Origin of the sequence: Bacillus sp. FJAT-29790 (genome assembly GCF_019039215.1) — a bacterium.
Taxonomy (GTDB): domain Bacteria; phylum Bacillota; class Bacilli; order Bacillales; family Cytobacillaceae; genus Cytobacillus.
This window is the reverse complement of the sequence record NZ_JAHNZZ010000004.1, coordinates 309,504-321,964: the sequence shown is the minus strand read 5'-3', so window position 1 is coordinate 321,964 and position 12,461 is coordinate 309,504. Positions and strand designations below refer to the sequence as shown.

At 39.1% G+C, this 12,461-nt stretch carries 10 protein-coding genes, 1 rRNA gene and 1 pseudogene; 4 read left to right on the top strand and 8 right to left on the bottom strand.

From position 1 onward, the window contains the following. A 16S ribosomal RNA gene (locus BGM26_RS20040) occupies positions 1 to 60 on the bottom strand; the annotation flags it as partial. A 1,226-nt stretch (positions 61 to 1,286) separates the two neighbouring features. Between BGM26_RS20040 and BGM26_RS22055 the strand changes: the two are divergent. Next, a pseudogene (locus tag BGM26_RS22055) lies at positions 1,287 to 1,661 on the top strand (protoglobin domain-containing protein); the annotation flags it as partial. Positions 1,662 to 1,772: 111 nt separating this feature from the next. Continuing rightward, entirely contained in the window at positions 1,773 to 2,474 is a 702-nt protein-coding gene (locus tag BGM26_RS22050; RefSeq protein ID WP_483297829.1) for a methyl-accepting chemotaxis protein, read from the top strand. A 407-nt stretch (positions 2,475 to 2,881) separates the two neighbouring features. Here the strand turns inward: BGM26_RS22050 and ftsX are convergent, their stop codons facing one another. The 5 genes from ftsX to BGM26_RS20005 form a co-directional block, all read right to left on the bottom strand. Beyond that, positions 2,882 to 3,775, bottom strand: coding sequence for a permease-like cell division protein FtsX (gene ftsX / locus BGM26_RS20025; RefSeq protein WP_217042037.1), 894 nt, complete (start codon positions 3,773 to 3,775; stop codon positions 2,882 to 2,884). After that, positions 3,765 to 4,451 carry a cell division ATP-binding protein FtsE gene (gene ftsE, locus BGM26_RS20020; protein WP_217042036.1) on the bottom strand — a complete coding sequence of 229 codons (687 nt, stop codon included), beginning with the start codon at positions 4,449 to 4,451 and terminating at the stop codon, positions 3,765 to 3,767. Before ftsE ends, ftsX begins: the two co-directional genes overlap by 11 nt. A gap of 313 nt (positions 4,452 to 4,764) precedes the next feature. Continuing rightward, positions 4,765 to 4,932 carry a hypothetical protein gene (locus tag BGM26_RS20015; RefSeq protein ID WP_217042035.1) on the bottom strand — a complete coding sequence of 56 codons (168 nt, stop codon included), beginning with the start codon at positions 4,930 to 4,932 and terminating at the stop codon, positions 4,765 to 4,767. Between the two features lie 77 nt (positions 4,933 to 5,009). Then, the gene (cccB, locus tag BGM26_RS20010; RefSeq protein WP_217042034.1) at positions 5,010 to 5,351 is read right to left on the bottom strand and encodes a cytochrome c551; all 342 of its coding nucleotides are present in this window, start codon (positions 5,349 to 5,351) and stop codon (positions 5,010 to 5,012) included. Positions 5,352 to 5,403: 52 nt separating this feature from the next. Next, entirely contained in the window at positions 5,404 to 6,231 is an 828-nt protein-coding gene (locus BGM26_RS20005) for a YitT family protein (protein WP_217042033.1), read from the bottom strand. A gap of 228 nt (positions 6,232 to 6,459) precedes the next feature. Here BGM26_RS20005 and BGM26_RS20000 point away from each other — a divergent pair, with 228 nt between their 5' ends. Then, a complete protein-coding gene (locus BGM26_RS20000; RefSeq protein ID WP_217042032.1) occupies positions 6,460 to 6,915 on the top strand; it encodes a hypothetical protein in 456 nt (151 codons plus the stop codon). A gap of 92 nt (positions 6,916 to 7,007) precedes the next feature. Here the strand turns inward: BGM26_RS20000 and prfB are convergent. Both prfB and secA read right to left on the bottom strand, forming a co-directional pair. After that, positions 7,008 to 8,109, bottom strand: a protein-coding gene (prfB, locus tag BGM26_RS19995) for a peptide chain release factor 2 (protein WP_217042031.1) whose coding sequence is annotated in 2 segments (ribosomal slippage) — positions 7,008 to 8,036 and positions 8,038 to 8,109 — 1,101 coding nt in all. Because the reading frame shifts where the segments join, the coding sequence is not laid out codon by codon here. Between the two features lie 830 nt (positions 8,110 to 8,939). Further along, positions 8,940 to 11,447 (bottom strand): preprotein translocase subunit SecA, encoded by a 2,508-nt coding sequence (gene secA, locus BGM26_RS19990; protein ID WP_217042030.1) that lies wholly within the window; start codon positions 11,445 to 11,447, stop codon positions 8,940 to 8,942. Between the two features lie 717 nt (positions 11,448 to 12,164). On the opposite strand from secA, the gene BGM26_RS19985 reads away from it, so the two are divergent. Continuing rightward, a complete protein-coding gene (locus BGM26_RS19985) occupies positions 12,165 to 12,443 on the top strand; it encodes a YkvA family protein (RefSeq protein ID WP_217042029.1) in 279 nt (92 codons plus the stop codon). The last annotated feature ends 18 nt before the right edge of the window (positions 12,444 to 12,461 follow it).

Sequence of the window (12,461 nt, the reverse complement as noted above, 5' to 3'; positions counted from 1 at the left end):
TTGCATGTATTAGGCACGCCGCCAGCGTTCGTCCTGAGCCAGGATCAAACTCTCCAATAAAGTAGTTTGACTTGCTCATAAAATGTCTTATTAAAAAGACTTAAAATAAACGTTGACGTTTCTGTTTTGTTTAGTTTTCAAAGAACTATTTTCTAAGACAGGATTATATCATACCATCTTGTCATTTGTATTGTCAAATATTTTTTTAAAAAACTAAATTTCTTTAATTTAGCGTTAAAAAGCTTCTTATCCAATACACACCTTAACTTCTACCGCAAAAAGATAATATCTTTTTTAACTAGCGGACTTCCTATATTACTATATTGATATAGTAAAGTCAACAACTATTAATATAAAATATTTATGTGATATCTAAATTTCTTTTATCACATATCCTTAGCGGGACTTACAATATTACTATCCGCATAAATAAAAGTCAACACATTTTAAAGAAAAAAAATCTCTATCCTAATACCAATTAGGAGAGCGCAACAAATAAATCAGTTTTGAGATAACAACCCTACTTCCCCAAACTCTTTTCGCATAGTTTGTTGTTTTTGGCTTTAAAAGTTTCCCGTTGATTTCCGCTGCGGGCACTTGCTTTCCGCTCCAATCAACTCAGATTTATATAAAATCACACTATTAAAGCAACAAAGTTTACGAAAACAGCCTTTCCAAATAAAAAAAGACTTAGTGCATTAAATAATTAGACCAGGGTCTTTTTAAATATGTATGTCTATTATCTATTTCTTGTTTTCGTTCAAAGTCTCTTTAAAGTAAATTTCACACACTTTCGATCTTATCTACATGGTTAATACCCAACGGACATTTCTAATTATCCTTTGTATAAGCCACACACGCCATCCAACCTAATTTGGATATTGATAGAAAGCGCTTATATATACAATCAATACTATAGTTCGAATTTAGACATATAAATAGATTATTTTAAACTACACAGCACCTGAGGTAAACACCACACTATGATCTTCAAGGTTTCAAGCCGGCATTTTTCAGATACTATGCGCTTAGCACATTAATTAAAAAATAATACCTTTGTTTTTCCTGCAATAGGGACTACTCACTGAAAATACAAACGTTTGGTAAAAAAGACTACTTAAACATCATAGTTATGGTATTATTTACCCGTATATATTAGGAGAATAATAGGGGGTTACCTAGTGTTTTTTAACAAGTTCAGGAAATCGATCGAAAAAGGAGCAGAAGTAAAAAGAAAAGGAGAATTAAACATAGACAGGGGCAGTGATGTTGAAAAGCAACTAAAAATGATAGGGCTTTCAGAAGAAGATCTTAGGCTAATTAATAATATTCAACCATTTGTTATTGAAAAAATTGATTATATCGTTGATCGGTTTTACAAGAACCTAGAAAACGAACCTTCATTACTTACGATTATTAATGATAACAGTTCCATTGATAGGTTAAAAAACACACTTAAACAACACATTTCTGAAATGTTTGAAGGGGTCATAAATGCAACTTATTTTGAAAAGAGAATTCGCATTGCTCATATTCATGTTAGAGTCGGTCTTCAAACAAAGTGGTATATGTGTGCATTTCAAGACTTGTTCCTTTCGCTTGTGAACATTATCGAAGAAAACTTAATCAATAAGGATGATTATTTTTCAACAATTAGATCTGTATCAAAAATTTTAAACCTAGAGCAACAACTAGTTCTTGAAGCATATGACTCTGAATCTGACAGATTAAAAAGAGAAATAGAAGAGCAAAAGGCATTGATAAGAGACCATGTGGCAAGTGCATCACAAAACCTTGCTGCAATCTCTGAAGAAACGAATGCTTCTTTTCAACAATTAAATGCTCAATCCAATGAAATTGTTTTCTTTGCAAATAAAGGGGCAGAGTTATCTACACTTGCAGAAGAACGTGCTCAAAAGGGCAAAGAACAACTACATAAACAGAACATTAATATGTCAAACATCCAAAATTCCGTTAACAACATATCAAGTGATGTACAAGTATTATTGGGAATCTCGAAACAAATGCAGGAAATCGTTAATATTGTAACTGGTATTGCTGATCAAACTAACTTGTTATCATTGAATGCAGCAATTGAAGCAGCAAGAGCCGGAGAACACGGTAGAGGTTTCTCTATTGTAGCCGGAGAGGTTCGTAAACTTTCCGAAGAAACAAAGAAATCTGTAACGAACGTAGCTACTCTAATATTAAATACTAATTCACAAGCAGAGAGGTTAACACAATCGCTTGAAATGATAAGGGATGCCGTGAAAGACGGCAATAATAGTATGGAAGAAACAGAAGATCACTTTGAACAAATTCTCACAACGATGGGTGAAACGAAGCTACAAAATAACAAAATTGAAAACGAACTTGTTTCGCTTGTTAAGGTAGTAAGTGAATTAGGGAAGGCCTTTGAAGATGTTGCCTTATCTGCGGATAATCTCACAATGTTTACACAAGAAATGAACTAACCTCTGAAGGAAGGTGACAATGAAAAATGAGTAATCTGTTTTTTCAGAGCCGAGAACAACTATCTATTGATCGGGGGCCAAATTTATGTAATATTAGACAATTCACTTAATGGAGCAATTCGTCCTATATCATATTGAATATTTTAGTTAACTAATAAATATATTTTTAACATATGGTTAACCTAATTTTTATTAGTTAACTTTATTTTTTAATCCAACTTCAACACAACCTCATCCATCTGCTCCTGCGTAATCCCGATATACCGCAAAGTTTCTGCCTGACTTGAATGGTTTCGTAACTTCTGGACCACGGCCAGATCGATCCCTTGTTTATATGCAAAATAGTGCATTTTATCGCCTTTAAAAAAGACAAAAAAAAGCGGGAGAAGCTAAGCTCCCCCCACAAATTATACTTTCAGAAACTTCCTAACCGACATTAAACTGCCCCAAATTCCAATTAACGCGCCCATTAAGAGAAGTAAACCGGACACTTGAAATACAAACGGATTAAATTCGAGCAATTCCATAAAATTCCCTCTAAGCTTTGGCTCTAGGTAATCATAGACATAGCGATAGGATGTTGAAATAAGGATTATTGGCAGGATCGCTCCAAGGATTCCGAGCCATAACCCTTCAAGGAAGAACGGCCACCTGATAAAAGAATTCGTCGCTCCTACTAACCTCATAATCTCAATTTCTTTTCTTCTGGCCATAATTGTAATCTTAATCGTGTTAGAAATTAGAAACATCGCCGTAAATAACAAGCCAACGATGAGAACTAGCCCGACGTTCCGACTAAAATTAATGACGGAGAATAGTTTTTCAATTTTTCCCTGCCCGTATTTCACCTTAGCTGCGTAGTTCATTTTTTCAATTTTCTTCGCTACATTCATTGTATCAGTCGGATTTTTCGTCTTTACAACCAATACATCGTTTAACGGATTGTCCTGTTCAAACAGTTTGAATGCTTCTCCATCTTCCCCAAAGCTTTCGATCATGTTGTTCAGCTCTTTTTCTTTTGGAGAAAATTGCACAGTTTTCACTTCAGGAATATGTTCGATTTTTCGCTCTAAAACTTTTCGGTCTTGTTCATTTGCCGCAACATCGATATGGACGCGGATTTCCACTTCCTCTTCAAGCGTTGTTGCTACTTTATTCAAGTTCATCATAATGACGAAAAAAACACCCACTAAAATAAGAGTTACCGTAACAGCACTAGCCGAGGCAAATGTCATCCAGCCATTTCTTGCTAAGCTTTTCAAGCTTTCCTTAAAATGACGGCGTAAGGTTCTAGCTTTCATAGCCGTAATCACCTCTTTGCTCATCACGTACAATTCTTCCATCTTCAATGGCAATGACACGATGTTTTATCTTATTTACAATTTCCTTATTATGCGTCGCCATGACAACGGTAGTTCCCCTTGTGTTAATTTCATCAAAAATGTTCATAATTTCCCATGATGTGTCTGGGTCAAGGTTTCCTGTTGGCTCATCAGCGATCACAACTTTCGGTGAATTCACGATTGACCTTGCGATGGAGACACGCTGCTGTTCCCCACCCGACAGTTCTGTAGGAAGCATTCGAGCTTTATGTTTCAGATTGACAAGCTCCAACGTTTCCATTACTTGTTTTTTTATGTATTTAGGCTGCTCTTCAGTTACCTCAAGGGCGAAGGCCACATTCTCAAATACATTCAAAGTCGGGAGCAGTTTAAAGTCCTGAAAGACAACTCCGATATTGCGCCTTAAAAGCGGCACTTTACTCGATTTTAAACTAGCGAGGTTTACCCCGTTGATCGTAATCGTTCCACTAGAAGGCTTTTCTTCCCTGTACATCATTTTGATGAAGGTCGATTTACCCGCTCCACTTGGACCAACAACGTACACAAACTCTCCAGGTTTGATCCGTACGTCAATGCCATTGGCAGCTATTACCCCATTTGGATACTTCTTAAATACGTCCTGCATTTCTATCATTTATATCACCCAATATCTATTGTGTTAATGAATGGCTTGATGCGCAAACACACTCTTTAAAAGAAAATCAAGCAGCAACCCACCAGTAATCAAAAGCAATCATTCTCAAATTATATCATTCGCCAAAAAACGACAGCAATTAGACAAAAACCTCACGCCAATTTTTCCAACATGAAATCTCTTCCCATTTGCATACACCCCATTATAACATCATAATTCGTCAAAATGCCTGAAAAAATATTACAGTTTCTTTTCAAAGCATTTGGGTTCTGTCACCGCCCTCAAAAATAAAATGACATTACGACTTGTTTTCCTAAATGTAAGCATGTGTAATTAGATGGAAGCCTTTTGATGTAAAGTAATAGTGGAAAGTTGTATTTGGGAATAAGTCCATTAAAACAGCCAAGAAATAATAAAGTGAATCTTCTGTATACATGTACAACTCCCCCAAACAAATAAGTTCATTAACAATATTCTCCATATTTCTGCTCCTAGTAAAATAAATACAAAAAAGCGTTCTGTATTACAGAACGCTTCTCGAAAAAATATTTATTGTTATTACTTTTTACTTGCTAACCAATCTGCAACTTGAGTTGCTTCATCGCCTTTAAGCAAGCCTGCAGGCATCGCACCTTTACCGCTAGCAATGATCCCCTCAATATCTTCTTTTGAAAGATGTGAACCAGCTTTATCAAGTGCCGGTCCTACGCCACCCGACAAGTCTCCGCCATGGCAGCTTGAACATTTTTGATCATAAAGCTTTTGGGCATCGCCTGCACCAGCAGTAGTTGTCTCACCAGCAGTGCCTGTATCCTTGTTCTTATCAGTAGCCGCGCCGCCACCACATGCAGCAAGAACAAGAGAAGTACCCATTAATAATGCTAGAAACTTCTTTTTCACTTAATTATCCCCCTCTGGTAAAAATACATATTACAGCTATATTATACCAATCTTAAGCCCGTTTGAAACCCTCACCTACTACCTCGTAGGCATCCGTAACGATGATAAACGCAGTCGGATCAATGGTTTTAACTAGTTGTTTCAATTTTGTGAACTCCGTTTGATCGACGACACACATAAGAATTGGGCGTTCATGATCAGTATAACCACCGTATGCTGTTAGTTTTGTCACACCACGATCAATTTTATGCAAAATTCCTTCGCGAACTTCATTTTGTCTTTCCGTAATTATTATCGTCATCTTCGAACGGCTAAATCCAACTTGAACAATATCAATCGTTTTGCTAGTAACGTACAAGGCTAGCAGGGCATATAGCCCTCTTTCAATATCAAACACAATCGCTGCCGCTAAAACGATTAACCCATCAAGAATCACCACACAAGTACCTAATGTGAGACCCGTGTATTTATTAATGATCTGAGCAGCCAAATCCGTTCCACCAGTTGACGCTTTTCCCCGAAACACAATGCCAAGACCGAGGCCAACCCCGATACCGCCAAATAATGAAGCAAGCAATGGGTCCTGTGTCCATGGCCCAATATCCTTTGTAAAAAATACAACAAACGGCAAAAAAATTGTTCCCGCTAGCGTTTTTGCACCAAACTGCTTTCCTAGAAAAATAACACCCGCGATAAAAAGCGGAATATTAAAAGCCCACTGCACATAGGCAGGCTCCCAGCCCATCGTAGCATCCAAGATCGTACTAATCCCACTCACCCCGCCAGAAGCTACCCGGTTCGGAAGCAGAAAAACATTAAAAGAAATCGCAATAAAAGCCGCACCTGCCAGCACCAAAACATACTCACGTGAAACCTTCATCCACAGGCACCACCTTCCTTTTTCAGGGCTCCTTAAATGTTGTTTAAGGTCTATTAAAGCTGTTCTTTTTGACCGAGATTGCATTACGGTAAATAACAATATAGTTTGCAAAAACCTTTTTCAGTAGGTTGTGGATTATTGCCATAAACTATTAACAATTTTTGAATCTTATTAAGAATTGTTATTCCTACGCTGTGGTATAATGTCGAAAAAGGAGGTGAAAATCAGATGGAAAAGATTCTTAATGAAATTTTGGAACAGGTAAAGGGGCACTCTAAGCGATTCGATGCTATTGATGAAAGGTTCGATAAAGTTGATGAAAGATTTGATGGAATCGAAAAAGAACTCAATGAAGTAAAGGGTAGGTTAGGGAATGTTGAAAATCGATTAGAGAGCGTTGAAGGACGATTAGAGAATGTCGAAAATCGATTAGAGAACGTTGAAGGTCGATTAGAGAATGTTGAGGATAGTGTTCACAAACTCGAAGATGCAGCTAAAAATAATGCCACTGAGTTTAGAAGTCATTTAAGGCAGCTTGAAATATTTTTAGATAAGGATAAGGAAACCTTCCGCGTTATTTCTAGTGAACTAGAAGGGAATAAGATTGATATTAAACACCTCAGTGAAAAGAGCGGTGTTCATGATACAGAAATTAATCAGCTTAAGAAAAGAATCCACGTCTAGTAATCGCTTCTCTCTCATCAAAGGGCAATCGCCAATTTTTCCAATTTTAAAAAGCCTTTGCCAATTCATCCGATTTGGCAAAGGCTTTTCTATTAGCTTAATTTAGAACGTAGATAAGCATCAATAAATGGATCAATTTCTCCATCCATTACGCCTTGAACGTTCCCTGACTCTGTGTTTGTACGATGATCCTTTACCATTGAATAAGGATGGAAAACGTATGAACGGATCTGACTTCCCCAGCCAATTTCCTTTTGTTCACCGCGAATATCGGCTAATGCCTGCTCCTGCTCTTCAATTTTTCTTTGATATAGCTTGGCTTGGAGCATTTTCATCGCGCGATCCCGGTTTTTAATTTGCGAGCGTTCTGTCTGGCAAGTGACGACAACCCCGGTTGGCGTATGAGTAATCCTGACAGCTGAGTCTGTCGTGTTTACGTGCTGGCCACCCGCCCCGCTCGCACGGTATGTGTCAATTTTCAAATCTTCCGTTCGGATATCAATCGCAATTTCATCATTAAATTCTGGCATTACATCACACGATACGAACGAAGTGTGACGGCGTCCCGAAGAATCGAACGGAGAAATTCTTACGAGGCGATGCACGCCTTTTTCCGCTTTCAAATAACCATAGGCATTGTGACCCTTTATTCCAAGTGTAACACTTTTAATTCCAGCCTCATCACCCGGGAGATAGGAAAGAGTTTCCACTTTAAAGCCTTTCTTTTCCGCCCAGCGCGTATACATACGAAGAAGTAAAGAACCCCAATCCTGTGATTCCGTCCCCCCAGCTCCTGGGTGAAGCTCGATAATCGCATTATTTTTATCATAAGGCTCACTAAGAAGAAGCTGGAGCTCAAACTCGTTGAGGCGCTTCGCCATTTCCTGCAACTCATCCTCAAGCTCTTCCTGCAGCTCTTTATCGTCTTCCTCTTTCACAAGCTCATACGTTAATTCAAGATTTTCAAATGTCTCATTTAAATCGTAAAGCTCATGAACTTGATCTTTTAACCCATTTAGCTCGCCGATGACAACCTGCGCTTGCTGCTGGTCATCCCAAAACCCAGGGTGAAGCATCGTATCATCCAACTCTGCAATCCGCGCCTCTTTGTTTTCTAAGTCAAAGAGACCCCCTAAAGTCCGCTAATCGCTTAGCGGTTTTTTCCAATTCATGCCGAATATCTGCTAATTCCATTTCCGTCACCTCTTAAAAAATTGTATTTACTTATTATACTGTTTCAAACAATAAATTCACACATTAAATAAAACTTCCATTCCGTTTTTCGTAATAATGAAAGGCTCTTCCTAGAGAAAAACTTTGCTCATGGACTTATAAAGTAGTTCTATTGACCATCTTCTTGCGAAAAACTCGGTTCATGGGCCTATAGAGCGGTTCTATTGGACAGCTACTAGCGAAAAACTCGGTTCACGGGCTTATAGAGCGGTTCTATTGACCTTCTTCTTGCGTAAAACTCGGTTCATGGGCTTATAGAGCAGTTCTATTGACCTTCCTCTTGCGTAAAACTCGGTTCATGGGCTTATAGAGCAGTTCTATTGACCTTCTTCTTGCGTAAAACTCAGTTCATGGGCTTATAAAGCGGTTCTATTGACCTTCTTCTTGCGTAAAACTCGGTTTAAGGGCTTATAGAGCAGTCCTATTGACTCTCTTCTCGCGAAAAACTCTGTTCAAGCGGTTTCTTTATTGCAGTAATTGCAAACAACAAAGTTCACGAAAATAGCCTAAAGAAAAAAAGAAAGCCGGCAAAGCTGTATTGAACGGCTCGCCGGCCCCCTTAAAAAATACAAATATACACTTCAATATGAATCAAATTCGCGATTGGTGTATTTACGCCCAGATTTTTACCTTAGCTTGCTCAATAAATTCCTTTAAAAAATCTCAGGCATCCGCCGAAGCCTTAACTTTATTCAGCCAGGGTTCAAACTCCCACTGAATTGAACACCCGTTTACATCCAGCCCTTCACTTATAGAAGTCGGAGACTACTGCTAAATAAAGTTAAATCCAATCAGACCCCACAGCAGTTTTTATACTTTTTCCCGCTTCCGCAAATACATGGATCATTGCGGCCGACATTAATCTGTTTAACTGCCGGCTTTTTCTTCAGCTTTTCTCCGTCTTCCTTCGGATTGACCGCCTGGCCCTTCACTACTTCCTGGCGCTCAAGGTTGTTGCGGATTTCGGCTTTCATGATGTACTTGGCTACATCTTCTTCAACCGCTTCAATCATATTTTCGAACATCGCAAAGCCTTCATGCTGATACTCACGAAGCGGATCGATTTGGCCATATGCACGAAGATGAATCCCTTGGCGGAGCTGATCCATCGCATCAATATGGTCAATCCATTTCGAATCAACCGCACGAAGAACGATGACTTTTTCAAACTCACGCATCTGCTCGGGCTGCAAAATCTCTTCTTTTTCATTATAACGTTCTTTTACTTTTGCAAAAATGGCCTCCGCTAATTCATCTGATTCTTTCCCGCGGAGATCATTAATCGTGATATCTCCTTCATGTAAAAGGTTGCCATTGACGTAATCAATGAGTCCCTGCAAATTCCATTCTTCCTCATCCTCACTAGCTGGCGCGAAGGCCTCCACATTACGCTGAATGGAAGTCATAATCATTTTCTCAATAATTTCACGAAGATTTTCAGATTCTAAAACTTCATTGCGTTGTGTATAAAGAATTTCCCGCTGTTGGCGAAGAACATCGTCGTAAGAAAGAAGCTGTTTACGAGCATCAAAGTTATTGCCCTCGACCCGTTTCTGAGCAGATTCAACCGCTTTTGAGACCATTTTACTCTGGATCGGCTGTGAATCATCCATTCCGAGACGCTCCATCATCGATTTCATATTATCTGAACCGAATCGGCGCATCAATTCATCTTCCATGGAAAGGTAGAATTGTGTCACCCCTGGGTCACCCTGACGACCCGAGCGTCCGCGAAGCTGGTTGTCAATTCGACGGCTCTCATGTCGTTCCGTACCAATAACGGCTAGCCCCCCCAATTCTTTTACCCCTTCGCCAAGTTTAATATCCGTACCACGCCCAGCCATATTCGTCGCAATCGTTACCGAGCCTTGTTCACCGGCATCAGCGATAATTTCTGCTTCACGACCATGATTTTTAGCATTCAGGACATTGTGACGGATTCCTTTTTTCGTCAGATATTTAGAAATCACTTCAGATGTTTCGATAGCCACCGTACCGACAAGGACTGGCTGGCCTTTTTTATTACGCTCAGCAATATCCTCAACAACCGCACGGAATTTCCCGTCCGTCGTTGAATAAATCAAGTCCGCTCGATCATCACGTGCGATCGTTCGGTTCGTTGGAATCACAATAACATTCATATTGTAAATGTTACGAAACTCTTCTTCCTCCGTCTTCGCCGTACCGGTCATACCGGCAAGTTTTTCATACATCCGGAAGTAGTTTTGGAACGTAATTGTTGCAAGCGTCATGCTCTCATTCTGAATTTCAAGGCCTTCTTTTGCCTCAATCGCTTGGTGGAGACCATCACTATAGCGGCGGCCCTTCATCAGACGCCCAGTAAATTGGTCAACGATGACAATTTCACCTTCTTGAACGACGTAATCGACATCAAGATGCATGCTGGAATGTGCTTTTAACGCCTGTGTAATATGATGATTTAAGGTAACATGTGTAATGTCGAAGAGATTCTCGATTCCAAATGCTCGCTCAGCCTTTGTCATTCCTTCTTCCGTCAGCTGAACCCCTTTTGTTTTTTCGTCATACGTATAATCATCTTCTTTTTTTAACGTTCGGACAAAAGCGTTTGCTTGAATATAAAGGGCAGTTGACTTCTGGGCCGAACCAGAAATAATTAATGGTGTACGCGCTTCGTCGATTAAGATCGAATCCACTTCGTCAATAACCGCGTAATATAGCGGACGCTGAACTTTTTGCTCTTTATAAAGAACCATGTTATCACGTAAATAATCAAAGCCCAGTTCATTATTCGTACCATACGTAATATCTGCTGCGTAAGCCGCTTGCTTTTCCTCTTTTGAAAGACCGTTTAAGTTCAAACCGACAGTCAGTCCGAGAAATTCATACAGCTGGCCCATCTCACTGGCATCACGACTGGCAAGGTATTCGTTGACAGTTACAACGTGAACCCCTTTACCTGACAATGCATTCAAATAAACTGGCATCGTAGCAGTTAAGGTTTTCCCTTCCCCTGTTTTCATTTCGGAAATGTTTCCATCGTGAAGAGAAGCGCCCCCCATTAATTGAACAGGATATGGGTACAATCCGAGGACCCGTTTTGCTCCTTCTCTAACAACGGCAAATGCTTCGACAAGTAAATTATCCAATGACTCACCTTTTTGATAGCGCGCCTTGAATTCCTCCGTTTTATCACGAAGCTCATCATCAGATAACTTTTCCATATCTGAAGCCAATGCTTCAATTTGTTCCGCTGTTCTCGTGAGACGTTTTATTTCGCGTTTATTTTGATCAAACACTTTATTTAAAATCCCAAGCATGGAAAACGCTCCTTTATATTGGATATGAGAGGATAATTAGCATTGAAATCAACCTTTTCCTTTAAAAAGAAAAACCGTGACAACTGTAGTATAGAGATCAGTTTTTTTGTAAAAAGTAATTTGCACAACTTCCAAATTTCAGCGTAACTCCGCCTCTTTTTCAAATTAGCTCTACAAAAAAAGATTCCCTTTTAACCAGCAGAACCCTCTCATAAAAATTCGTATTATTCCTTATTAATATTACCACTTCCGCTTTGGAGTGACAACTTATGCGGGAGTGGGGTGAATGGGGGCACGGACAAACCGTTGTAAACAAGGATGAATTTTCTTGAAGGCGTCAAAAGTGTGGCTTAGGATAAAATTGCAATAGTGGGGTAGAAGTGGAAAAAGTTGTGTAATGTTGCCTTTAGCTATTTTAGTGATAAGATTTTAAAATGAAATCATCACAAGGAAGCCGAGCGGATTCAATCTTCGTTATATAGAACTATTCTTTTTGAATTTCATGGTTCTGTTAACTCATTTGACTAGGCTTTGTCCATTTACAACAGAAAACTGTAACATTGCAAAGATTACTATTAACCTTTATATTTTGAACAACACTTAAATCAATCAGGTATTCCATCCAGCAGTGTCCGGGATCCACAAGTAGCAACCATTCCTTGGAGCATTGTTCCCTTCCATCAAAACATGATGACTGAATAGAAAAAGGTGAAAAAAATGAAATTCATTAAAAGATTGAAATTTATCCTGAAGTTTTGGAAATTCGTTCCCTTTATGAAGGAATATTTTTTCTCGAGGGAAGTGCCGATGAGGAGGAAGCTATTCCCAGTTTTATTTGGACTAGCTTATTTTATACTTCCACTTGATCTCATCCCAGACTTCATAACGTTTTTTGGAGTCACAGATGATATCGTTGTTACATCCTTTATTCTACAGCAGATGGTAAAAATGGCCCCGGAATCCTTGAAGGAGAAGTATAAGATGCTAGATGGATAACAGGCTTGAGAAAACCCT